Here is a 26,013-nt window from a genome sequence, read left to right as displayed (position 1 = left end):
GCGGCGTTGGCGGTTACTGCATGTCTTCCGTTTCCAGTACGGCGCCGGCAGGCTGAATCTCGGCGCGCTGGCGGCGCTGGCGCCGGAAATGCAGGAAAGCCAGCACCAGCGCCGCCAGCTGCAGCACCGCGCAAAAATAGAACGGCGCGCCAATCCGCCAGTCGCCCTTGGGCAAATGCGAGACCACCCCCAGCAACGGCGCGCCGATGACCGGCGCGATCACTGCCATCAGGCTGTTGAGCGAACTGACCGCGCCCAGGGTCTGGCCCTGGCTGTGCGAATCGACCGCGCCGGAAATGATGCTCTGGATCGACGCATTCACCGTGGCGCCGAATATATTGGCGAAAATCACCGCATACATCATCCATGACTGGCTGGCGGCTCCCCACAAGAGGTAGGCGGCAGTGGAGGAGACCAGCCCGATCACCGCCAGCCGCTGCGGGCTGAAGCGTTTCAGCAATGGCCCCAGCAAGACGCCTTGCACGATCACCGACATGATGCCGACGGCTGCCAGCGACTGGCCGTTTTCCAAGGGTCCCCAGCCGAACTTGAACGTGGTGTACAGCACCCAGGTGGTGAATAGCATGAACTGCGCCAAGCCATTGCAGGCGATCACCGCCACCAGCGGCCCGACCGCTTTCAGGCGCGACAACGCTCGCAGCGAAGCCAGCGGATTGGCCGCCCGCCAGCCGAATGCGCGGCGCCGCTCAGGCGGCAGCGATTCGGGCAGCACGAAATAACCGTACATCAGGTTCAGCAAGGCCAGGCTGCCAGCCACAATGAACGGCAAGCGCAGATTGACGGCGCCCAGCAAACCGCCCATCACCGGGCCGACGATGAAACCGACGCCGAACATCGCGCCGATCATGCCAAAGCGCTTGGCGCGCTGCTCCGGCGGCGTGATGTCGGCCACGTAGGCATTGCAGACCGCGGCATTGGACTGCATGGCGCCGCCCGCCAGGCGCACCACGATCAGCATCCACAGCGCGGTTGAAAACGCCGTCGCGAAAAAATTCAGCGCCAGCCCGCAAAATCCCAGCAGCAGCACCGGCCGCCGGCCGTAGCGGTCAGACAGGGCGCCAAGAATCGGCGAACCGAAAAAATTGGCGATGCCGAAAGCAAAGGCCACCGCGCCATACCAGAATGCCTGGTCGGCCTGCGAACCGGTGAATTTGCCGACCAGCACCGGCAGCACCGGGATGATCAGGCCGATCGAAATCATGTCGATCAATACGGTCAGCATGATGAAGGGCATCGCCGCGGTACGGCCTGGGTTCTGCGCGGGAAGTTTGAGGTTTGTCACGCGTTGCTGCTCCGGTAGGTGGTGCTTGGCATGTTATCGATTGTAATCGGACTGTGTTGTTGTTACGCAACCAATTTCCACCGCGCATGTTAATTATTGTGAAAATTTACAATACAGATACATTTTGATTATCCGAAGTTAGTTTTCTAACTATAATTCCCGCCAGGGAAAAATATATAGAAAGCAACAAATGGGGAGCAACGCCTTAACGGATAAAGGTGATGGTTGTTTATTGTTTTTTGCAAAGGGGATTGGCTTAGTTGCCTTGCTGGCTGCAGCCGCGCAAAACGGGATGGCGCAGACCGCGGTAACCATCGAGCGAGGCGCCGCCGAAGGGCTGCGCCGGCAGGAGGAGCGCACCCGCGAACAGCAACTGCAGCTGCAACCCAAGTCCGACGTCTTGAGTCCATCGGTATCGACCAAGGTATCCACCGATCTTCCGGTCGAATCGCCATGCTTCGTGATTCGCGAAACTGCGCTGACCGGCAAGGGTATCGGACGCTTCGGCTGGCTGCAGGATGCGGGGCTGCCGTTCATGAACCGTTGTATCGGCGTCGAAGGCTTGCGCCGCATCGCCTCGGCGCTGGATGGCAAGCTGATCGAACTTGGCTACGCCACTACCCGTGTCAGCCTGCCGCAGCAAAATCTTCACAACGGCACCCTGGAGCTGGTGCTGCATGTCGGCCGCATCAGCGAAGTGCGCATGGTCAAGGCGGGCGACGCCAAGCAGGCGGCGGACGATAACTGGGGAACCTGGCGCAATGCTTTCCCCGGCATCCCGTCATTGGGGCCAGGCGATATCCTGAACATCCGCGACCTGGAGCAGGGCGTCGAGCAAATGAAGCGCCTGCCGAGCCAGGCGGTGGCGACGCGCATCGAACCGGGCGCGGAACCGGACACCAGCGTCGTCTATATAGAACGGCAAAGCGGCAGCCTCGGCGACCGCATCCGCGGCGGCGTCACGGTCGACAATTCGGGCAGCCGCACCTTGGGGCGTTCCCAGCTATCGGCCTATCTTGCGCTCGATAATCCTCTTGGCCTGAACGACATCCTGAACCTGAGCGGCAATAGCAATCTCGACCAGCCGGATCCGAACCACCGCAGCCAGAGCGCGTCCTTCAACTACAGCATTCCCTGGGGTTACAACACCTTTACCATTTCAGACAGCCACAACCGGTTTGCGCAGGTGGTGCAGGGAACCACGGTCAATTTCCTTTCCAGCGGCACCAGCGATACCGCCGAATTCAAATGGCACCGCACTTTCATCCGCACCGCGTCGGCCAAATTCGGCCTGTATGCAGGTGTGGCGACGCGCCACGCTGACAGTTTCCTGGACGATGTCGAGCTGATCGTGCAGCGGCGCCGCACCACCCGGCTGGAAGCCGGCGTGACCTACAAGAGGTTGATAGGACAAGGCGACCTCGACATCGACCTCGGCTATCAGCGCGGCATGCCGTGGTTTAGCGCGCAGGACGATTTTCCGCAGGCGGACGGCGCCGTCAACCTGACCAACCGGCCGCAGATCTGGACCTTGAACGCGAGCTACAACCAGCCGTTCGCGCTGGGAAAACAGGCATTCCAATATACCGGCTCGATACATGCGCAGGCGACTAACGATGCGCTGCTGTCGGTCGACCAGATATCCATAGGCAATCGTTACAGCGTGCGCGGCTTTGACGGCGACAGCGTCCTGCTGGCGGAAAGCGGCTTCTATTTTCGCAACGATCTCAGCATGCCGGCCAACCTGGTTCCTGGCGTCGATACGCAAATCTACCTGGGCGTTGACGCCGGCCGTGTCTGGGGCCCCAGCGAAGCCCAGCTGATCGGCAGCAAGCTGGCCGGCGCCGCAATCGGCATGCGCGGCAGATGGAAATCGCTGCAGATGGATGCCTCGCTCGGCACGCCGCTGTACAAGCCGGAAGGTTTCAAGACGCAGCGCTGGAGTCCTTCTGTGTCGCTGACCTACGCTTTTTGATGAACAGATATTCAAGGCAGTACTGCAGTCCAGAAAAATAGACCGCCGGCACGACTGGCGGCAATGACATATCGCAAGGGCGCCGCCAGGCCGGCAGCGTTTGCGCAATTGAATGAATTACGGGATCGGGGAAGTCATGAATTCGCATCAACGACAAATGCAGCAGCAAGCCGCAGTTAACGCACGGGATCCATCGCGACCTGCGCTATCGGAGCGTTCCGCTCCACGTTCCTGGATGCGGCGCACGGCGAAAGCCATGCTTGCCCTGTACCTGTGCCAGACCGTGCTTGCCGTATTGCCGGCGCAGGCAGGCAATCTGCCCATTGCGGCGTCGCCCAATGCACCTGCCGGCCAGCGTCCGCTGATCGATGGCGCCCAGAACGGCGTGCCGATCGTGCTGATCGCACCGCCCAGCGCCAGCGGCGTTTCGCGCAACCAGTACGGCCAGTTCAATGTCAATCCCAACGGCCTGATTCTCAACAACAGCAGCGGCAATACGCAAACCCAGCTGGGCGGCTGGATCACCGGCAATCCGCAGTTGGGAAATACGCCGGCGCGCATCATCCTCAATGAAGTGGTGTCGAACAACCCGAGCCAGCTGCGCGGCACCATTGAGGTGGCGGGACAACGCGCCAACATCGTGGTCGCCAATCCGAACGGCATCACATGCGACGGCTGCGGCTTCCTGAATGCCAATCGCGGCACCCTGACCACCGGCCAGGTCCAGTTCGGCGCAAACGGCGCGATCAACGGTTTCAATGTCGGCCAGGGACAATTGACGATCGGCAGCGGCGGCCTGAATGCCAGCAATATTGAACAGCTTGACCTGATCGCCCGCGGCCTGGTGATCGAAGGCGAAGTCTGGGCCAAGAACCTGAATGCCTTGGCCGGCGCCAACCAGGTGCTGTACGGCACGCTGCAAACCACGCCGCAGGCCGGCACCGGCGCCGCGCCGCGCTTTGCGATCGATATCAAGGACCTTGGCGGCATGTATGCCAACCAGGTGTACCTGGTTTCTACGGAACAGGGTCTCGGCGTCAACAGCAGCGGCCGGGTTGCCGCTTTGCAGGGCAACCTGGTGTTGTCGAGCAACGGCGACCTGACCTTGAAAGACAGCTACGCCAAACAGAATATCCAGCTGGTGGCGAACGGCAACACCGTGTTGACCGGACAGACGCAAAGCGAAGGCAGCACAACCATCGCCAGCGGCGGCGGCCTGGCGCAGCAGGGCACGCTGGATTCGCAAGGACAACTGATCGTCAATGCCGGCGCCTTGAGCAATAGCGGCTCTACGATCCAGCGCAGCGCCGACAACCTGACGCTGGCCATCAATGGCGCCGCCGCCAATAGCGGTTCTATCGCCAGCGGCGGTGCGCTTGACCTGAATGCCGCCGGCATCACGGATAGCGGCGGCAAACTGCTTGCCGCCGGCGATCTCAACCTGCAGGCGCAGAATCTCAGTTTTTCTGGCAGCCAGCTCAACTCTGACAAGAACGTCAACCTGACCGCCAGCGCCGGCAATTTGCGGGCCAGCGGCAGCAATGTCGCTGCTGGCAATAACCTCAATGTCAGCGCCGGCGGCCAGCTGAGCAACGCGGGCGGCATATGGCAGGCCGGGCAGAATGCCGGCATACAGGCGGCATCGGTCAGCAACGTCGGCGGCACCTTGCTGGCAAACGGCCAGCTGGGCGTCACCACGGCCGGCAAGCTCGACAACAGCGGCGGCAAATTGATGGGGAGCCAGGCGGTTGCCTTGAATGCGCAGCAACTGGTCAACGATGCCAATGGCCTGGTCGCCAGCGACCTGGTCACACGTATCACGACTACCCAAGGCATCAGCAACCAAGGCGGGGTGTTGTCGGGCAAGACTGATTTGACGGTCAACGCCAATGGCGCGGCAATCAACAACACGGCGGGTACGCTGGTATCGGATGCATCGTTGAATGTCAGCGCCGGAGCGCTGGACAATAGCCGCGGCCAGCTGACTGCGCGCGCCCAGAACGGCGGCGCGGCGACACTCAACCTCGCCAGCCTGAGCAACCGCCAGGGCGTCATCGACGCTGCCGGCAGCCTGGCATTGAGCGCTGCAGGCGCAATCGACAATACGCAAGGCAGCATCGCTTCCGGGACGACCGCCAGCGCTGCCGCGGGCGGAGCGCAGATCCAGTCCGCCAGCTTGACCAACAACGGCGGCCAGGTCATCGCCCGCGATACCTTGGCGATCAATACCGGCGCCTTGAGCAACGATGCGACAGGTGCCGGCAAAGGCATCCTGGCATCGAACAAAGGTAGCGTGACGGTCAATGCGGGAGCCGCCAGCAATGTCGGCGGGCTTGTCACCAGCGCCACCGGCACCACCCTCAATACACAGGCACTGAACAGCAGCGGCGGCGAAATTTCGTCCGGCGCGGCGCTGGCGATCAATACGGCCGGCCAAAACCTGGCCAACACCGGCGGCCGCATCCTGGCCAACGGCAAGGTGGAGATCCAGGCCGGCGCTGTCGCCAGCAACGCGAACGGCGCCCAGGCCGCGCTGATTTCCAGCGGCAGCAGCCTGGATATCCAGGCCAGCGCAGTGAACAACGACGGTTCAGTCATCGTCGCCGGCAATACGGCGGATGCTAGCGCCGGCAAGGTCAGCCTTAAGCTGGGCAGTGGCGCGTTGTCCAACAACGGCGGTGCGATCCAGTCTACCAATGCGATCACCATCAATGCCGGCGCGGTCGGCAACCAGGGCGGCCAGGTCACGGCCAACAATACGGTCAGCCTGAACGCCGCCAGCGTGGACAATAGCGCCGGCCTGGTGTCGGCTGTGAATACCCTCGCTGTCGCAAGCGCGGCTGCAATCCAGAATGGCCGCGGCCAGATCACCAGCAATGGCAATCTCAGCCTCAGTGCGGGCACGCTCGACAACACGCAAGGCGTGGTCAGCGCCAAGCAGCAGGCGGACCTGAAGCTGGGCGCGGGCTTGCTCAACAATGCGGGCGGGCAGATCGTCGGCACCCAGGCACTGGCTGTGCAGTCAGGCGAAATCCGCAATGCGGCGGGAACCATCGCCAGCGGCTCCAGCCTTGTCCTGAACACCCAAGGCCAGGCGTTTGACAATAGCGCCGGCCAGGTTGTCGCCAGCGGCAATCTTGACATCGCCAGCGCTCAGCTCAACAACAGCGGCGGCACCATCGCGTCGCTCAAAGGTGCGGCGGGCATCAACACCGGCGGCCAAGCGCTGAACAATGACAGCGGCAAGATCCAGGCAGCCGGCAACACCACGCTTAGCGCAGGCAATACCAGCAACGTCAAAGGCTTGATCAGCGGCCAGGACATCAGTATCGCGGCGGCCGCGCTCGACAACACGGGCGCACAGGTTGTCGCAGCCGGCAATCTCAGCACCAGCACTACCGCGCTGAACAATACCCAGGGCTTGCTGCAATCGGTTGGCAATGCCAGCATCGACAGCAATGGCCAGGCGATTGTCAACAGGAGCAGCGGCAACAGCGGCGGGATCGTCTCCGGCGGTACGCTGGACGTGAAAGGCGGCAGCCTCGACAACCAGGCCGGTTACGTGGCCAGCAACGGCAAGCAGACGCTGACCGTGACCGGCGACCTGGATAACCGCAGCAGCGGCCAGATCGTTGCAAACGGCAGCAATACGATTACCGCCGCCAATGTACTGAACAGCAACGGCTTGATCCAGTCGCTGGGCGACATCGGCATCACCGCGGCCGGCAGCATTAGCAACAATGGCGGACAGGTCGCGGCTAACGGCGATGCCGTGCTGAATGCGGTCAATATCGACAACAGCGCTGCCGGCAGCATCAGCGCTACCAATATCCGCGCCAGCGCCAACAGCATCAGCAACGCCGGCGGCAATATCAAGGCTGGCAAGGATGCGCTGATCACCACCGCGCTTGGCGCCGCCAGCCTGGACAATACCGGCGGCCTGGTCAGCGCCAAGCATGATGTCACGATCAACGCCACCGCCCTGAACAACGCCGGCGGCAAGATCGTCGGCGACAACAGCGCCACCGTCACCACCAGCAGCAACAGCCTGGGCGGCACGATTGCATCGAGCAACGCCGTCACGCTGAACATCAACGGCGACTACAACAACACCGGCCTGCTGTCGGCCCAGAAAACCTTGACCGTCAATGCCGGCAACATCACCAACAGCGGCACCCTGACCGCGGGCGATACGCTGAACGTCACAACCGGCAACCTGACCAACTCCGGCGAGATCAGCGCCCAGACCACCAACCTGAACGTCAGCGGCACGCTGACCAACAGCAGCACCGGCCTGATCGACGGCGTCACTACCAACATCATCGCCGGCACCACGAACAACAGCGGCCGCATCTACGGCGACCTGCTGAGGATCAGCGGCGGCACCGTCAACAATAGCGGCAGCGGCACCATCGCGGCCCGCAATACCTTGCTGATCGGGGTCCAGAACCTCAGCAATACCGAAGGCGGGCTGATCTACAGCCTGGGCGACCTGGGCATCGCCGGCGCGATTGACGGCAACGGCAACTTGCAGGGATCGGTGCAGAACCTGCTCAACGCCTCCGCCAAGATCGAAGCGCAAGGCAATGTGGCGATCACCGCCGCCAGCCTGGTGAACCGCGACAATCATCTGGCCACCAGGGTCGTGGTCGATCCGGCGATCAACCAGGACCAGGTGCAGCCATCCGGTTCCGCCACCAAGTACAAGTCATCCGACTGCTTTGGCGTCGGCGGCGGTGGCGACTCGGTCAGCTGCATCGTCCATCCCGACAAATACGGCCAGCGCAGCACCGTCACCACCGCCCGCACGGTGATTCCCGATTCCTGCAGCGGCAGCGGCGACAGCCAGACCTGCGTCTCCGGCTCGATTGTGGACAACTATCCGTGGAATTCGCCGGTCTTTGCCCAGTTCGGCGTCGCGGCTGTCACATCGGCCGCGCCAGTCGAGCCGAATGGCGGCCCGGGTGGCTGTTCCTTCATGACCGACAGCGGCTCGGTGGACTTGACTACCCCCCAATGCGTGCAGTGGCGCAAAGACTACGCAGTCTGGAGCACAGCTTATGAGGCGACGCTGGATGCGCTCGCTCCTAAGATCGATAGCTACAATGCCAGCGTCAGGGAAGATAACCGGCTCGACCAGTTCGAGGACTACACCTGGTACAAGGTCACGGCAAGCCCAAGCCACACCGAAGTAACCAGCAGCGCTCCGGCACAGATACTGTCCGGCGGCGGCATGACGCTCAATGGCTCCGTCACCAACCAGGATAGCCAGATCGTTGCCGGCGGCGCGCTTGCCATCGTTGGTCCTACGGTCCGCAATCTTGCCACGCAGGGCGAGAACCGTACCACCTACAGCGGCACCGCCGAGTTTACGCACGTGGAAAGCTGCGGCACGTTTGGCAGCAGCCATTGCCGCAACTGGGACGGCGCGCAGCCATACAATGCGGCTCCGCAAGTCATCAGCGTCGATCTGCCGACCGTGGTGTACCAGCAAAACGCCGGCAACCAGACCGATAACCGCAATCTTGGCGTCAGCACCGCCAACCCGGACGGCAGCGTCGCCGGCGCTGTCAGCTCCGCCATCGGCAATGCCCGCATCATCGGCGCACAGGCAGTCAATGCAGTGCTGGCGACCGGCGCCGGCGCCGGCAGCATCGGCCGCGCCCTGCCGGTAGTGCAAAGCGTGGCGGCGAACGGCACAGGCTTGCGCGCGCATGACGTTATCTTGACCACAGCACCGCGCCTGATCCTGCCAAACAACAGCCTGTTCACGATCCACCCGGAACCCGGGTCGCGCTACCTGGTGGAAACCGATCCCCGGTTTACCAACCAGCGTAATTTCCTCTCCAGCGACTATTTCCTGCAGGCGCTGAATCGCGACCCTGAACGTAACCTGAAGCGTTATGGCGACGGCTTCTACGAACAACAGCTGATCAATGACCAGATCCTGGCCCTCACAGGGCGCCGCTACCTGACCAGCTACACCAGTACCGAAGACGAATACAAGGCGTTGATGAACGCCGGCGTCGCCTATGCCAACCAGTATCAGCTGAGCCCCGGCGTGGCCTTGTCGGCAGAGCAGATGGCGAATCTCACCACCGACATCGTCTGGCTGGTGAGCCGCAGCGTGACCCTGGCCGACGGCAGCACGCAGCAGGTGCTGGTGCCGCAGGTCTACCTGCGCCGTCCGCAGGGCGGCGACCTGCAGCAAAGCGGCGCCTTGATCGCCGGCGGCGACGTGATGATCAAGACCGATTCCGACCTGGTCAACAGCGGCAGCATCGCCGCCACCAACAGCACCACGCTGCTGGCCGGCACCGACCTGCTCAACCAAGGCGGCCGCATCAGCGGGCAGGACATCGTGGCCCGCGCCCGCAACGACCTGGTCAACCTGTCCGGCGTGATCCAGGGCAGCGGCAACGACTCTACCGTCACGTTGCTGGCCGGGCGCGATATCGTGCTGCAAACGCGCACCATCGACACCGTCAATCCGGAAGCCACCAGCACCCGCACCAATATCGACCGTATCGCTACGGTGCAAGGCGGCACGGTAACCCTGAACGCCGCACGCGACCTGGTTGTCACGGGCGCCAACGTCAGCGCGATCGGTACTGCCAGCACGGATAATCCGACTGGCGGCAACCTGATCGCCACCGCTGGCCGCGACGTCAAGGTCAGCGCCGTCACCGGCCAGTATCAGATCGATGTCGAAAATCCGGCCGGCCACAGCGTTGAAGGCCGCACCGGCTTCATTAAGGAAAGCACGGTCAGCAACCAGCTAGCCAGCCTCAACGCCGGCAACAACCTGGGCCTGGCCGCAGGCCAGGGCGGGAGCGGCGACCTGACGTTGAAGGGCGCCAACCTCAACGCCGGCAATAACGCGCTGCTGTCGGGCAGCAATGTCAGCATCGAAGCCGTCAAGGACAGCGTCGTCAACGATATCCAGACTGTCGGCAAGAAGGAATACCACCGCATCGGCAGCGCCGACGAAACGCTGGTCGGCGGCAATGTCAACGCCGGCAACAACCTGACGGTCAAGGCTACCGGTACGCCAAGCGGCGCGACCGATGCCAGCGGCAACGCCGTGGCCCAGGCAGGTAGCGGCAACATCACGCTGACCTCGGCATACCTGGCGACAACGACCGGGCAAGTCACGCTGGCCGCCAACAATGACGTAACGATCAAGAGCGCCGCCACTGAACACAGCACGGTGCAGGAGAGTTACGTCAAGAGCGGCGACGCCATGTCGACCACGACCACCACGATCGCCAAGCACAGCAGCCTGCAGCAGGCCGAAGGCAGCACGGTGTCGGGCAACAGCGTGCTGGCCGTTGCCGGCCATGACATCAATATCCAGGGCAGCAATGTGGTCGGCACCAAGGACGTAACGCTGGCGGCAGCCAACAACGTCAATATCGTGACGGCGCAAAGCAAGAGCGCGCAATCCTCGTATGAAAAGAAAGAAACCTCGGGCCTCTTCAGTACTGGCGCCAGCATCACCATGGGCAGCAAGGAACAAGACAATGAGAGCACGCTCAAGACGGTTACCAATACCGGCAGCGTAATCGGCTCGACCGGCGGCAATATCACTATCAACGCCGGCGAACACTACACGCAAACCGGCAGCAAGGTAATGGCGCCGGCCGGCGACATCAGCATCGCCGCAAAAGCGGTTGATATTAATGCCGCCTTTGATACCACGGAGCAGAACAACAAGACGCACACCGAACAAAGCGGCTTGTCGCTCGGAGTGAGCAGCCCGATCGTCAGCGCCCTGCAGTCGATTGCGCAGATGGGCGATGCTTCCAAGAAGACTGACGATTCGCGCATGAAGCTATTGGCAGCCGCAGCCGCCGCCATGACCGCCAAAGCGGTGGCCCAGGCCGCCGCCGATCCAAGCGTGACGGTCAGCCTGACCATTGGCTCCAGTAAAAGCGATAGCCAAAGCAAGCAGACCAGCAGCACTGCCGTGGGTTCTTCGGTGGCTGCAGGCGGAAACCTTGCCATCAGCGCCACCGGCGCTGACAAGGACAGCAATGTCAACATCCTCGGCAGCAATATCAGCGCCGGCAAAGACGCCAGCATCAAGGCCGATGGCGACATCAACCTGCAGGCAACGCAAAGCACCAGCGACCAGCACAGCACCAGTTCATCGAGCAGTGCGGCTATCGGGATCGCCGCGACTTACGGCAAGAACGGCCTGGCGTTCGGCGTCACCGCCAATGCGTCGGGCAGCCGCGGCAAGGCGGATGGCGACGATGTCACGCAAAACAACACCCATGTTGTCGCGGGTAATACGTTGACGTTGGAGTCCGGTCACGATACCAACATCAAAGGCGGCGTCGCCAGCGCGCGGCAAGTGATCGCCGATATCGGCACCTCGGGCCAGGGCAACCTGAACATCGAGTCCCTGCAGGACACCAGTAACTACAACAGCAAGGACCAAAGCATAGGCGGCAGTGTCACCATCGGCTACGGTTTTGCCGCCAGCGGCAACTATAACCAGACCAAGGTCAACGGCAGCTTCGCCAGCGTCGGCGAACAATCCGGCATCGCCGCCGGCGACGGCGGCTTCCAGGTCAAGGTCAACGGCAACACCGACCTCAAGGGCGGCGTCATCGCCAGCAGCGACAAGGCGATCCAGGACAACAAGAACAGCCTGGCGACACAGACCCTGACCCAGGTCGACATCAAGAACCATAGCGACTTCGACGCCAGCGGTTTTGGCGTCAGCGGCGGTTTTGGCGTGGGCGGCGACAAGGGCGACGGCAAGGCGGCGGACGGCAGCACCGCCAAGGCGCCGACGGTAGGCGGGCAAACGCTGCAAGCCTTCCAGACCGGCAGCACCGGCACTTCGGCAGGGATCGGCAGCGCCAGCGGCAGCAGTAGCAGCACCACCCGCAGCGGCATCAGCGGCGGTGTCGTCACGATCACCGACGATGCTGCGCAACAGGCCAAAACCGGGACTACAGCCACGCAAACAGTCGCCAGCATCAATCGCGATGTCAGCACGGCTAAGGACAGCAGCGGTGCGTTGACCAAGGATTGGGATGGACAGAAGCTCAAGGATGATGTTTCGGCGCAGGTGCAGATTACTTCGACGTTTGGGCAACAGGCAGCCAAGAATATTGGTGATTATGCCGACGCCAAGCAGAAGGAAGCTGTCAAAAACGGCGATGACGCGGAAGCCGCAAAATGGGCCGAAGGCGGCGCTTATCGTGTCGCGTTGCACACTGCGACTGGCGCTCTTGCAGGTGGACTAGGTGGGGCGGCCGGAGCACTGACATCGGCTTCGGCAATGACCATCATCGGCGATGAAATCAACAAAATGGATCTGCCGAAAGACCTGAAGCAAGGGCTGGCGCAGATCGCAGCAACAGCATTGGGTGCGGCGATTGGTGGAGCTGCCGGGGCGGCTTCGGGATTGAATGTCGAGGCTAACAATCGCCAATTACATACGGAGGAGAAACAGCGGATTCATGAGCTCGCCAATGGTAGTTCTGCGCAAGAAGCACGACTAAGTGCGGCAGCATGTGCATTGGCCCACTGTTCGGCAGAGTATGCCGTAGGTAGCAAAGAGTACAACTACTACGTCCAGGTCGAAGCATTGGGGAATAGCCCAGATCTGGCTGGAGAACGTCTGAAACTGTCGCAGCAACCCGGTATGTTTGGCTACACAATGACCGGCGTGTTTAGTGATGCAAATTTTGACGCCGGCAAACGCATCAACAATACGTATCAGATAACGACCCGGACATTAGGTACTTTGCAGGCAGTGGGCGGTGCAGCGACGGCGGTAGCTGGAGCGGGCATTACAGCAGGCGGCGCAATAACTTGCCCAGAAACTGGCTTGGGCTGCTTGGTTGCAGCAGGCGGGGCTGCCTTGACAGGTTGGGGAGTGGATCAATCTAAGGCAGGCGTAAGTACATCGATTAGCGGCCAAGTGCAGCCAACGATCGGCGGGCAAGCGTTGCAGAATATGTTCGGGATATCGTCTGGCGCGGCCGAGTTGTTGTATGGCATGGTTGGTGGCGTTGCGGGTATTGCCGCCGATGCTGCCTTGGCAAGTCGAGGCGCTGCTGTCATATCTGTTCCGACAAAAGTGACGGCAGGAAAAGGGCTTGCTTATGAAAATCCCTCGCAGCTAGTTCAATCACGAGTTGATGATCTTTTGTCGCAGATTCCTGCAAATTCGCAAGGTCGCATTACAATGGGCGTGGCAGTAGTTGAAGATGCAAATGGCCTACGTACTACATTGATCAGCACCAGTGAACCTCGGGGTTACCTACGTCCCGGTGTGACGTCAAATCCTGGAGAAATTGTAGTGGCGGGTACTGGGCATGCAGAAGCAGACATCATTGCATATGCGAATGCAAATGGATTGAAAATTATCGACATTGGAGCAACGAGGCCGGTTTGTCCATCTTGCCAGAACGTGATTGCACCCACAGGTGCAAATGTCACTACACCATTGAAGCCACTACCGAAGAATCCGAGAGGTTAATTAATGATGCGCTTAGAAACAGTTTCACCAATGCTTGCAGAAAAAATACAAACGGCTAACTCTGATCAGCGACGAGCGGCTAGTCTTCTGGCATGTCAGTTGGTCATAAAGATCACACATATAGAAGATAGAAATGTTTTGGAGGCACTTGATTTACTTCAAAAAAATGGAAATTTGTCACCTCTGAAAAGAGCTGAGTTAGACGATTTTTCCGCGCAACTCGACGAAGAATATTTTGAATTACAAAATAAGGCGGAGGACGATCCTGCTGTAACACCAGATTACTTACTTTTTTTTGGACAGGCTAGAGCTGTCTCCGCCTTGTCGTTTGCAGGAAGCGAGGATTCATTTTTGGCCGCAATGGAATCGATTTATGAAGCTTCTGTCTGCGTTGATGATAACAGTAAGATTTTTGACGCAGTCTTGCGCGTTTTGGCGACTGAGATTTAATCGTTGTTAAAAATTAATGGAAATTTTGAGATCAACGACCGTGCCGTTGACGGCATGGATATGGCAGCTCAATCAAGCCCCGTTCCTGTCTTCACTATACCGATACAGTTGCCGTGCGAGCGAAAAATTAATGAAGACGCCTGATATTGAGCTATGGATAGCAAAACTGGCTTGCGACCATGCCACAAATTGAAATTAATATGCTGTTGCAAGCTTGGACGCGACTTCGATTTTTCCTTTCTCGTAATCTTGATTTTTATGCTTCGCTGCGCTGAGATTTAATTCATCTTTCTAAAACAGGATTTTATGTATCGCCTTACCCGTTTTGCTCCCCATATCGCTTCATTGGCATTCCTCACTGCCTGCGCCACGCCGGCATCTGGCCCGCGGCCAAGCGTGCCAGACGTTCCAGACAACGTGCCCCGTGCAACCATAGTGCTGGATGCGCCTTACACAGATACCAGGCTCTTTTTACGATATCCGCTTCATTGCGCGAGTTTTTTGGGATTGCCTTCGAATAGCAGGTTCGGCAGAGTCATTGCGATCATACCGCGGCATAACCGCAGTGGCGAAATACAGCAGGCAAGGGTGGCGGCAGGTGCTCATGTTGCGTTTGGGGTAACGCAACCAGGCGCTAGCGCCAATGTGGAGAGCCAACAAGATTGGGCTATGCCTGTCGAGGCCGGAGCAACGTATATCGTGACGGTCACGCCTCCCTCGGGATTTTTTAACCTGGGAGGTTTCAAATTGACTGTGACCAAAGACGGGATTCCCGTACCGATAAAAGTGCTGCCTCTTCCAAGAGACGCCGTCTGTCCTGAGGATTTGACGTAAGCCACAGGAAATTCCAGTACGAGGAAATTTCACGCCATCGACGATACACGCCCAGCGTTCAAATTGAACGATCTGGACGTATATCGGATTGAATCTGTCTGATAGAACAGCATCTCTCTGCATCTGCTTCCAAAAACTGAAATATCCAGCCTGAATATCAGTAATTCACTCCACTACGACTGAAGGAACATTCGAGCCGCAGTTGCTCGAAATCAGTAGCAGCCTTCCATTTTAAGGTCCAGAATCAATTCGTCCTCTGGCTCATCTGCCTGGATGTTCAGGCTGGTCCATTGGATATTTATTGTCGATAAAAAGGAAGGCGTATGGCTAAAGTAACGGGTTTATCCGGAAATGAAATTTTTTGCCTGGCTTTAAAGAATTACTCGGCGGGTGAAATCGTCGTCGGCAACAGCGTCAATTCGATGGGTTTCCTTGGCGGGATCGGCGCCGGCCTGAAAAACATGCTCGGCGGCGAGATCACGCAAGTGACGGCGGCGATCCATGAAGGCCGCGCGAATGCATTTGAACGCATGCGCAAGGAAGCTGCGCAGCACGGGGCTTCGGGTGTGGCGGGAGTGTCGAGCGAGCTGCGGTCGTTCAGCGGCAGCACGGAGTTCCTGTTTGTCGGTTCATGCGTCCATGCGCGCGATGCGTCCAGCCGTTTCTTCACCACGGCCGGCGATGCGCAGGAACTGTATTGCCATATGGACGCCGGCTATGAGCCGATCCAGCATGCGTTCGGCAACATCGCTTATTCCATGGGCGTCGGCGGCGGCATCATGGGGTCGCTGAAAACCCTGGTGCGCGGTGAAATCTCCGAGTACAGCAATATCTTCAACACGACTCGCCACAAAGCGCTGGAACGGCTGGTGAGCCAGGCCAAGGCTGACGGCGCCAACGCCGTGGTCGGCATCCGCACCACCATCCTGCCGTGGATGGGGACGCATGAGATGCTGATGGCCGGCACGGCGTCGCGGCACAGCGCGCTTCCGGCCAGCGCGGACGGCACTCCGGTCACCAGCGATCTTACCGGTGAAGAGCTGTGGGCAATGACAAGCCTCGGCTACGCGCCGGTAAAGCTGCTGATGTCGACGTCGATCTACTCGCTGGGCGTGGTGGGCGGCTTCATGGCTGCGTTCAAGTCTTTCACCAAAGGCGAGATCAGCGACCTGACCACGCTGATCCATGACGCGCGCGAGATTGCCATCGCGCGCCTGAAAGACGAAGCCGATGAGCTTGGGGCCGAGGAAGTGGTCGGGGTGAAGACCTATATCGCCGAGATCGGCAGCGGGCTGGTCGAATTCATGGCGATCGGCACCGCCGTCAAGAAAATGCCGGGTTTTGCGGTCAAGAGCGCCGGGCTTCCGGCACAGGCGATCAGCCGCGACAAAGACACCTGGATGGATGGCGATTTCGGCTTTTCGCTGGACCGCAACGGGGGTTCCTGAGTTACCCGATTCCAGAAAGCAGCAAAAATGATCCTGCCGTGGATCTCCTATGGCAGGACGGCTGGCGCGACGGTGCGCCGGCAGGGAAGAACAGTCGTACAACAATAAAGAAAGAAACGATATGTCTAATCTAATATCAAGCCTGGGATGGTTTCCCACGGCCCTTGTCATCCTGGTTGCAGTTGCTTTTGTGCTTGCAGTGTTTTTTTCGGTATCGGGCATCGTCCGATACATTCCAAACGACCGCATCGGCGTCGTCGAGAAGTTGTGGAGTTCGAGCGGATCGGTCAAAGCCGGCCTGCTGGCCTTGCATGGCGAGGCCGGCCTCCAGCCTGAGCTGAGGCGCGGCGGTTTTCATTTCTTTGCGCCGTTCCAGTTCCGGGTCCACATCCATCCCATGGTTTCCGTCACGCAGGGCAAGATCGGCTATGTTTTTGCGCGCGACGGCATCGACCTGCCTGCCGGACAGACGCTGGCCGACAACGCCAAGGTCGAGGACTTCCGCGACGTGCGTTCCTTCCTTGAAGGCGGCGGCCAGAAGGGGCCGCAGCGCAAGATACTGCGCGAAGGCACGCACATCATCAATCCGGCCCTGTTCGTCGTGATGACGGAAGAGGCTACCTATTCGCTGTCGCTGGACGCCAAGGAAAAAGCCTACTACGAGCAGATGCGCGGCGTGCTGGATGAACGCAACGGCTTTACGCCGGTGGTGCTCAAGGAAGTGGCCGGCACCCACGATTCGGACCAGCTGGCCATCGTGACGGTGCAGGACGGTCCTGGACTGCCGAAAGACGAATTGCTGGCGCCGGATGTCGGCGACAGCCACAACTCGTTCCAGGAGCCGGAAAAATTCCTGGCGGCGAGCGGCCTGCGCGGCCGCCAGGAGCGGGTGCTGGTGGAGGGTACTTATTACATCAACCGCCTGTTTGCGACGGTCGAGCTGATCAAGAAGACCATCATTCCGGTCGGTTATGTGGGTGTGGTGGTGTCCTACACCGGCCGCAAAGGCTCCGATTTGTCGGGCAAGGAATACAGCCATGGCGAACTGGTCGAGAGCGGTTGCCGCGGCGTGTGGCGCGATCCGCTCATGCCCGGCAAGTATGCGTTCAACACCTATGCCGGAAAAATCGAGCTGGTGCCCACCACCAACTTCGTCCTGATGTGGAAATCCGGCGAGAGCGGTTCCAGCTTCGATAACAACCTGCGCGAAATCACCCTGATCACCAAGGATGCCTTCGAGCCGCAATTGCCGTTGTCGGTGGTGGTGCATATCGACTACCGCAAGGCGCCGATGGTGGTGCAGCGCTTCGGCAACGTGGCGCAGCTGGTGGAGCAGACGCTGGATCCGATGGTGTCGTCGTACTTCAAGAATGTTTCGCAGACCAAGACTTTCATTGAACTGATCCAGTCGCGCAGCGAGTTGCAGACCAATGCGTCGGCCGACATGAAGGAGCGTTTCCAGGCGTATTCGCTGGAATTCCAGGAAGTGCTGATCGGCACGCCCAAACCGCAGCCTGGCGATACCAAGATCGAAAACATCATGGCGCAGCTGCGCGACCGCCAGATTGCGCGGGAACAGGTAGAGACCTTTGCGCAAAAGCAGATCGCCGCCGACAAGGAGCGCGAGCTCAACGAGGCTGAGCAGCGCGCCGCCAAGCAGAAGGAACTGACCGGATCGCTGGTGGATATCTCGATCAAGGAAAACCAGGGTTCGGCCAACGTGAAAGCGGCGGAAAAGAAGCGCCAGGAGATCGAGGCGCTGGCGCACGCGGAAAAATTCAAGCAGGAAATGGAAGGTTCCGGCCGCGCTTCGGCGATCAAATCGGTAGGTGAAGCGGAAGCCTCGGCGATCAAGGCCAAGTCCGAAGCGTTGCAAGGAGAGGGCGCCGACAAGCAGCTGATGCAGACCGTGATGCTGCGCCTGGCCGAAGCGTTCGAGACATCGAAAGTGCCGTTGGTGCCGCAGATCCAGATGGGCGGCGGCGGTGACACCAATGCGTTCAATACCTTGCTGTCGCTGATGGGGTCGCTGAAGGCTGGCGAGCTGGCGCAGTCGCTGAAACGCGATGAGGCGCCGCGCGCATGATTTCATGACCGGCGGCGATAATTGCCGGAGAAATCTGAAAATACAGTATTAAATCAATCGGATAAATTACATTATTAATGTGATTTATCCGATTTTTATGGGACTTTGATCTGGATATTCATCCTTGTAATTAATTAATGCATTGATTAATATTGGTGCATGACCAGACCAGCACCTGCGCGTGGCCGTCCGTTGGCGTCGGACCAGGATTCGCGCGAAAAACTGCTCGATACCGCCACCTTGCTGTTTTCATCGCAGGGCGTCGCGGCGACTACGGTGGCGGCGATTGCGCGCCAGGCCGGGGTGACGCCAGCCATGGTGCATTACTACTTCAAGAACCGCGACCAGCTGATCGACGCCGTAGTCGACGAGCGGGTCTGCCTGTTCGTCAACAGCATCTGGGATCCAGTCACCGGCAACGAGCCGCCTGAACAGATGATCATGGGCATCGTCGAACGCATTATCGCCGCCACCGAAACCATGCCGTGGATACCTGCCTTGTGGGTGCGCGAGGTCCTGAGCGACGGCGGCGAACTGCGGGAGCGCATGGTGCGGCGGGTGCCGCTGGCCAAGCTGGCCGCGTTCGCCGGGAACGTCGGCCGCAGCCAGCAGGCGGGCGCCATCAATCCGGGACTGGAGCCGGCCTTGATCTTTATCTCTGTGCTGGGCCTGACCATGCTGCCGCTGGCGATGGCGCGCACCTTGAAAAACGTGCCGGTCTTGCCGCCGCCCTTGAATAAGGTAGCGCTGCTCGACAAGGATGGCCTGAAGCGGCATGTCACGGCGTTGCTGCTGCACGGGCTGGCGCTGCCGGCCGCTCCGAATCCCGCTCCGCGTGTAGACGAATAGCAGAGGAAAAACCCCATGTCGCCCAGCCTTGCCAAACGTTTCCCGCGGTCTTCGACTCTTGCGCTTGCGGCCCTGGGCTACCTGGCCTTGGCGGCATGTACGCCGAATAACGACAACGATTGGCAGGGATACGTGGAAGGCGAGTATGTCTATGTCGCCTCGTCGCAGGCAGGCCGTCTCGATCGCCTGTCAGTCCAGCGCGGGCAGCAGGCGGCGGCGGGCGCGCCGCTGTTCATGCTGGAATCGGGCGACGAGATCGCCGCCCAGCGCCAGGCCCAGCGCCAGCTGAACGCAGCCGAGGCGCAATTGGCCGACATCAAGAGCGGCAAACGGCCGCAGGAACAGGAAGTAACGCGCGCGCAGCTGGCCCAAGCTCAGGCTGCCGCCAGCAAGGCTGCGCTCCAGCTTAGCCGCGACCAGCTCCAGTTCCAGGCCGGTGGCATCGCCAAACAGCAACTCGACGATTCGCGCGCCGCGGCGGAGACTGCCGCCGCCCAGGTCAGGCAATGGCAGAGCCAATTGGCGGTGGATCGCCTGCCCAATCGCGAGGCGCAAGTGCGGGCGCAGCAGGCCCAGGTCGCGGCGGCGCAGGCGGTGCTGGAGCAGGCCGACTGGAAACTGGCGCAAAAAGCGGTCACGGCTACCCGCAGCGGACTGGTGTTCGACACCATGTACCGTGAAGGCGAATGGGTGGCGGCCGGCAATCCGGTGCTGCGCATGCTGCCGCCCGAGAATGTGAAGATCCGCTTTTTCGTGCCCGAAACCGTGCTGGGGCGGCTCAAGGTGAACCAGGCCGTGACCCTCAGCTGCGACGGCTGCCAGCCCAACGTAGCGGCACACATCTCGTATATCTCGACCGAATCCGAATATAACCCGCCCATCATCTACAGCAACCAGTCGCGCGCCAAGCTGGTCTACATGATCGAAGCGCGGCCGGCGCCGGCTGACGCCCCCAAGCTGCATCCGGGACAGCCGCTGGAAGTGAGGCTGCCATGACGGCGGCGACCGGCGGCGTCGATAACGCCAACGGCGACCTGGTGGTCGATGTCGACCGCATCAACAAGCATTTCGGCAGCAAGCACGTGGTGAAGGACCTGTCGCTGCAGGTGCGGCGCGGCGAGATATTCGGCTTCCTGGGGCCGAACGGCAGCGGCAAGACCACGTCGATCCGCATGATGTGCGGCTTGCTGACGCCCGATTCCGGCCACGGCACCTGCATGGGTTTCGACATCATCAAGCAAAGCGGGGAGATCAAGCGCCGGGTCGGCTATATGACGCAGAAGTTCTCGTACTGGGACGATCTCAGCATCCGCGAGAACCTGGATTTTGTCGCCCGCATCTACGAAATGAAGAACCGCAGGGAAGTGGTCGAGCAGAGCCTGGAAAAACTGGGACTGGCCAGCCGCGCCAAACAGCTGGCCGGCTCCCTGTCCGGCGGCTGGAAACAAAGGCTGGCGCTGGCTGCCAGCATGCTGCACCAGCCGGAACTGCTGCTGCTGGACGAACCGACCGCCGGCGTCGATCCGGCCGCGCGCCGCGATTTCTGGGAAGAACTGCACCGGCTGGCGGCCGAGGGCATCAGCGTCTTGGTCAGCACCCATTACATGGACGAAGCCGAACGCTGCCACAAGCTGGCTTACCTGGCGTACGGCCAGTTGCTGGTGCAAGGCACTGCCGCCGAAGTCGTCGCTGGGCAAGGCTTGACCACCTGGGCGATCTACAACAGCCGCAACGGCGATATCCACGACAACCAGCTGGTCGGCCTGTCGCAGCAGCTGCACGGCCAGCCCGGCGTGGACCAGCTGGTGGTGTTCGGCACGTCCTTGCACGTGTGCGGCAAGGATGCCGCGCTGCTGGAGAAAACCCTGCGCCGCATGACCGAGGGACAGGGCCTGCGCATGGAGCTGATCGACACAAGCCTGGAAGACGTCTTCATCTACATGATGAACCGCTCGGCCGACAATTTCGGGGAGCAGCCATGAGCGGGTTCTCGGGGTTTTCAGGGTTTTCGGGTTTTTCGGGTTTTTCATATTCGCGCTGGTGGAGCATCGTGCTCAAGGAGTTCCTGCAACTGATGCGCGACCGCGTCACGGTGCGCATGATCACGGTGATTCCGGTCATGCAGATGGTGCTGTTCGGCTTCGCCATCAACAGCGATCCAAAGCACATGCCGACCGCCGTCATCAGCGCCGACCACAGCGAATTCACGCGCACCTTCGTCGCCGCCATGAAAGCATCCGATTATTTCGACATCGTCGCCGAGCTGCCGAACGAGGCCGCCGGCCGTACCGCCCTGGCGCAAGGAAAAGTGCTGTTTGTCCTGAATATCCCGGCCAACTTTACCCGCAGCCTGCTGCGCGGTGAACGGCCGGCGCTGCTGGTGGAGGCCGACGCCACCGATCCCACCGCTACCGGCATGGCGCTGGCTGCCTTGCCGCAACTGGTGCAGTCGGTCGCCAACAAGGACTTGAAGGGAGCGCTGGCCAGGTTCAGCGGCGGCGCGCCGGCTTTCGACGTGCAGGTGCAGCGCCTGTATAACCCGGAAGGCGTGACCCAGTACAACGTCGTGCCGGGATTGATGGGCGTCATCCTGTCGATGACGATGGTGATGATGACCGGCCTGTCGATGACCCGCGAGCGCGAGCGCGACACCATGGAAAACCTGCTGGCGACGCCGGTGTCGCCGGTGGAGGTCATGACCGGCAAGATCATGCCGTACATCGCCATCGGCCTGATCCAGGCCAGCATCATCCTGCTCGGCGCGCGTTTCATGTTCCATGTGCCGTTTGCGGGCAGCGTGCTGGCGATCTACCTGGCGGCGCTGCTGTTCATTGCCGCCAGCCTGACGGTCGGCATCACCTTGTCGTCGATCGCGCAAAACCAGCTGCAGGCCATGCAGCTGACCATGTTCTATTTTTTACCTAACATCCTGCTGTCAGGCTTCATGTTTCCATTCCAGGGCATGCCGAAATGGGCGCAGTTCATCGGCAACCTGCTGCCGCTGACTTATTTCAACCGCCTGATACGCGGCATCCTGCTCAAGGGCAACGGCTGGATCGACCTCTGGCCCAATGTCTGGCCGCTGATGCTGTTTACCCTGGTCGTGATGGGCATTGCGCTGCGCTTTTACCGGCGCACGCTGGATTGAGGAATATCGGGATGAAGCCAATCTTGAGTTATCCGCGGCGCAGGTCCTGGTTGTGCCTGGGCGCGGCCGGCTTGCTGGCGGCGTGCGCGGCGGGGCCGGATTTCCAGGCGCCGCCTGGGCCCGTCGTGCAGCAGTACACGGCGGGCGTGCAGCCGCTGGCGACCGTCTCTAGCACGGGAGCCGGCGGCGCCGCCCAGCGTTTCGACGCCGGCATGGATATTCCGGCGCAATGGTGGACCTTGTTCCATTCGCCGCAGCTGGACGCGCTGGTGCGCGAGGCGTTGACCAGCAGTCCTTCGATGGCGCAGGCAAAAGCCGCCTTGCGCCAGGCCAGCGAAAACCTGGGCAGCCAGGTCGGCGCTACCCGTTACCCCAAGGTCGACCTGCAGCTGGGCGGAGTACGCCAGCAGATCGATACCGCCGCGCTCGGCATTCCCAATGTGCCGCAGGCGGGACCGTTTACGCTATACAACGCCTCTCTCGGCGTGTCCTACACGGTCGATGCCTTTGGCGCCAATACCCGCATGCTGGAAGGCTTGCAGGCGCAGGTGGATAACCAGGCCGCCGAGTTGCAGGCAGTGCAGCTGACGCTGGCCGGCAATGTGGTGACAGCCGCGATCCGCCAGGCTTCGCTGCAGGCCCAGCTCGCGGGCACCGGACGGATGCTGCAGCTGCAGCGCCAGCAGCTCGCCATCATGCAGCAGCGCTTTGCCGCCGGCGGCATCGCCGAGCGCGACCTCAAGAACCAGCGCACGCTGGTGGCGCAGAGCGAGGCGGCGTTGCCGGCGCTGCAGCAACAGCTAGCGCAGGCAAGCCACCAGCTCGCGGTCTACCTGGGACGGACGCCGGCGCAGGCCGACATGCAGCCGCTTGCGCTGGACACCCTGACGCTGCCGGACAGGCTGCCGCTGAGCCTGCCGTCGACGCTGGCGCGCCAGCGCCCTGATATCCGCGCCGCCGAAGCGACGCTGCACCAGGCCAGCGCCCAGGTTGGCGTGGCCAGCGCCAACCTTTATCCGCAACTGACCTTGTCCGGCAGCGTGGGAGCGGAGCAGGGACGTATCGCCGACCTGGCCAATAGCCTCAACGTCTGGAATATCGGCCTCAAGCTGATGCAGCCGCTATTCCATGGCGGCGAGCTGCGCGCCAAAAAACGTGCCGCGGCTGCTGCCTACGACGCGGCCGCGGCGGGTTACCAGCAGACCGTGCTGCAGGCTTTGCAGCAGGTAGCGGACAGCTTGCGCGCATTGGAGAACGATGCCGAGGTTTTGCAGGCGAGGACAAAAGCCGCGGAGAATGCGCGAGACAGCCTGGCGATCGCCTCGCGCCAATACCAGGCAGGCGGCGTCAGCCACCTCAGTTTGCTGGATGCAGAACGCCAGGGTTTGCAAACCGAGCTGGACCGCATCGTCGCGCAGGCTGCGCGTTATGCCGACACGGCCGCCTTGCTGCAAGCCCTGGGCGGCGGCTGGTGGAACGCCGAACCGTCCGCTGCCCGGTAAACGCCTACCAGGCATGGCCCGTCTCATCTTCCCGGGATAGATGCGACTTGAAACGGTCCGCCGCAAAGTCGACAAACGCCGTGACCTTGGCGGACAGGTTGAGGCGCTCGGGATAGACGGCAAAGATGTCGGACGGCGGCAGTGCCCAGTCGCCAAGTACCTGGCGCAGGCGCCCTGAGCGGAGATACGGGGCAACGTCCCACTCGGAACGCAGCAATATGCCATGTCCCGCCAACGCCCAGTCCAGCGCGATCTCGCCGTCGTTGGTGCTGAGCGTGCCGCGCACCTTGACGGTTTCGTGCCGCTTGCCCTTGCTCAGCTGCCAGCTGCCGTAGGCGGCGTCGTTTTCCCTCAACACGATGCATGCGTGCTGCTGCAGGTCGCGCGGCCCGGCGGGAGCGGCATGCTGCTTCAGGTAGGCCGGCGCTGCGCACAACAGGCGCCGGTTGGAGGCGATCTTGCGGGCAATGATGCGCGCATCCGGCATCTCGCCGATGCGTATGCCGATATCGAAAGCCTGGTCCGCCAGGTTCAAGGGCCGGTCCGACAGCTGCAGCTGGACGTCCACCTCCGGATAACGCTTGCGGAATGCCGACACGGCCGGCCCGATATGCTTGCGGCCGAAGCCGAAGCTGGCGTTGATGCGCAACAGTCCCTTGGGCACGGCGCGGCTGTTGCTGACCGTGCGTTCCAGCGCTTCGATGTCGGCCAGTATGCGGCTGCCGTCCGCCAGGTAAATCTCTCCTTCATGGGTGACGCTCATGGTCCGCGTGGTGCGGTTCAGCAGCCGCACGCCCAGCCGCTGCTCGAGGTTAGCCAGGCGCTTGGTGACTGCGGGCGGGGTGACGCCGAGTTCGCGCGCCAGCGCTGCGAGGCTGCCTGCCTTGACCAGGATGGCAAAAAAAGCGAGATCCGAGAGCGTGTTCATTATTAAATTAAAAGAAATAATGGAATTAATATCAATGAATTATAAAACTATGGGCTAGTTATACAATCCCCCCTAACGACAGGACAGTGGAGGGCGGCAAATGTTTTCTGGATTCGAGCACGGCATGGCCGAGGTCAACGGCACCCGGATCAAATATCTGCGTGGCGGCAGCGGCCCCGCGCTGCTATTGCTGCACGGGCATCCGCAAACCCATGTGATCTGGCACAAGGTGGCCGAGCGCCTGGCCGAACGCTTCACCGTGGTCGCAGCCGACCTGCGCGGCTACGGCGACAGCGGCAAGCCGGCCGGACTGGCGGACCACAGTAATTATTCCAAGCGCACCATGGGGCAGGACCAGCTCGACCTGATGGCGCAGCTGGGTTTTCCGCAGTTCCTGCTGATGGGACATGACCGCGGCGGCCGGGTGGCTTATCGCATGGCGCTCGATCATCCGCATGCCGTCAGCAAACTGGTGCTGCTGGACATTGCGCCGACCCTGGCCATGTATGAACAGACCACGATGGCGTTCGCCACCGCCTATTACCATTGGTTCTTCCTGATCCGGCCGGCGCCGTTCCCGGAAATGCTGATCGGCGCCCATCCCGAGGAATACCTGAAACATACGATAGGCGGCCGCAGCGCCGGCCTGGCGCCGTTCACGCCGCAAGCCTATGCCGAGTACCTGCGCTGCCTCAACGACCCGGCCACCATCCACGGCATTTGCGAAGACTATCGCGCCAGCGCCGGCATCGACCTCGAGCACGAGCGCCATGACCTGGCGCAGGGCCGCAAGATACAGTGCCAGACGCTGGTGCTGTGGGGCGCCCAAGGCGTGATCGAAAAATGTTTCCAGCCCTTGCAGGAATGGCGGCAGCTGGCCGGCAAGCTGAGCGGCAAGGCCCTGGCCTGCGGCCACTACATTCCAGAAGAAGCGCCTGACGCCTTGCTGGCCGAAGTCCTGCCGTTCTTCAGCGCCTGAGCGGCCG

General features: G+C 61.1%; 13 protein-coding genes. 11 read left to right on the top strand and 2 right to left on the bottom strand.

The features are described 5' to 3' along the window. Nucleotides 1-13: 13 nt before the first annotated feature. Nucleotides 14-1,303, bottom strand: a complete 1,290-nt coding sequence (locus tag BM062_RS16350) for a TCR/Tet family MFS transporter (protein ID WP_254785111.1) — start codon at nt 1,301-1,303, stop codon at nt 14-16. A gap of 292 nt (nt 1,304-1,595) precedes the next feature. Between BM062_RS16350 and BM062_RS16345 the strand changes: the two genes are divergently transcribed. From BM062_RS16345 to BM062_RS16300, 10 genes are all read left to right on the top strand, one after another. After that, a complete protein-coding gene (locus tag BM062_RS16345) occupies nt 1,596-3,278 on the top strand; it encodes a ShlB/FhaC/HecB family hemolysin secretion/activation protein (protein WP_254785110.1) in 1,683 nt (560 codons plus the stop codon). Nucleotides 3,279-3,534: 256 nt separating this feature from the next. Further along, nucleotides 3,535-13,782 carry a two-partner secretion domain-containing protein gene (locus BM062_RS16340; protein WP_175501042.1) on the top strand — a complete coding sequence of 3,416 codons (10,248 nt, stop codon included), beginning with the start codon at nt 3,535-3,537 and terminating at the stop codon, nt 13,780-13,782. Between the two features lie 3 nt (nt 13,783-13,785). Beyond that, nucleotides 13,786-14,232, top strand: coding sequence for a hypothetical protein (locus BM062_RS16335; protein ID WP_139220077.1), 447 nt, complete (start codon nt 13,786-13,788; stop codon nt 14,230-14,232). Between the two features lie 1,157 nt (nt 14,233-15,389). Next, complete coding sequence (locus BM062_RS16330; protein WP_092398706.1) at nt 15,390-16,514, top strand: heavy metal-binding domain-containing protein; 1,125 nt, start codon at nt 15,390-15,392, stop codon at nt 16,512-16,514. 121 nt (nt 16,515-16,635) lie between these two features. After that, on the top strand, nt 16,636-18,600 hold the full coding sequence (locus tag BM062_RS16325; RefSeq protein ID WP_092398796.1) for an SPFH domain-containing protein: 1,965 nt from the start codon (nt 16,636-16,638) through the stop codon (nt 18,598-18,600). Between the two features lie 159 nt (nt 18,601-18,759). After that, complete coding sequence (locus tag BM062_RS16320; RefSeq protein ID WP_092398704.1) at nt 18,760-19,449, top strand: TetR/AcrR family transcriptional regulator; 690 nt, start codon at nt 18,760-18,762, stop codon at nt 19,447-19,449. A gap of 15 nt (nt 19,450-19,464) precedes the next feature. Beyond that, a complete protein-coding gene (locus BM062_RS16315; RefSeq protein WP_092398702.1) occupies nt 19,465-20,445 on the top strand; it encodes an HlyD family secretion protein in 981 nt (326 codons plus the stop codon). Continuing rightward, nucleotides 20,442-21,431 carry an ABC transporter ATP-binding protein gene (locus tag BM062_RS16310; protein ID WP_092398700.1) on the top strand — a complete coding sequence of 330 codons (990 nt, stop codon included), beginning with the start codon at nt 20,442-20,444 and terminating at the stop codon, nt 21,429-21,431. The genes BM062_RS16315 and BM062_RS16310 overlap by 4 nt, the downstream gene beginning before the upstream one ends. Continuing rightward, the gene (locus tag BM062_RS16305; RefSeq protein WP_092398698.1) at nt 21,428-22,597 is read left to right on the top strand and encodes an ABC transporter permease; all 1,170 of its coding nucleotides are present in this window, start codon (nt 21,428-21,430) and stop codon (nt 22,595-22,597) included. The genes BM062_RS16310 and BM062_RS16305 overlap by 4 nt, the downstream gene beginning before the upstream one ends. An 11-nt stretch (nt 22,598-22,608) precedes the next feature. After that, nucleotides 22,609-24,099 carry an efflux transporter outer membrane subunit gene (locus tag BM062_RS16300; protein WP_175501041.1) on the top strand — a complete coding sequence of 497 codons (1,491 nt, stop codon included), beginning with the start codon at nt 22,609-22,611 and terminating at the stop codon, nt 24,097-24,099. Between the two features lie 4 nt (nt 24,100-24,103). On the opposite strand, the gene BM062_RS16295 is transcribed toward BM062_RS16300, so the two are convergent. Next, nucleotides 24,104-25,027, bottom strand: a complete 924-nt coding sequence (locus BM062_RS16295; protein ID WP_092398694.1) for a LysR substrate-binding domain-containing protein — start codon at nt 25,025-25,027, stop codon at nt 24,104-24,106. 100 nt (nt 25,028-25,127) lie between these two features. On the opposite strand from BM062_RS16295, the gene BM062_RS16290 reads away from it, so the two are divergent. Next, on the top strand, nt 25,128-26,006 hold the full coding sequence (locus tag BM062_RS16290) for an alpha/beta fold hydrolase (protein ID WP_092398692.1): 879 nt from the start codon (nt 25,128-25,130) through the stop codon (nt 26,004-26,006). Nucleotides 26,007-26,013 lie beyond the last annotated feature (7 nt).

Source organism: Collimonas sp. OK412 (assembly GCF_900112135.1).
Classification (GTDB): Bacteria; Pseudomonadota; Gammaproteobacteria; order Burkholderiales; family Burkholderiaceae_D; genus Collimonas; species Collimonas rhizosphaerae.
This window is presented reverse-complemented; position numbering and strand designations above follow the sequence as displayed.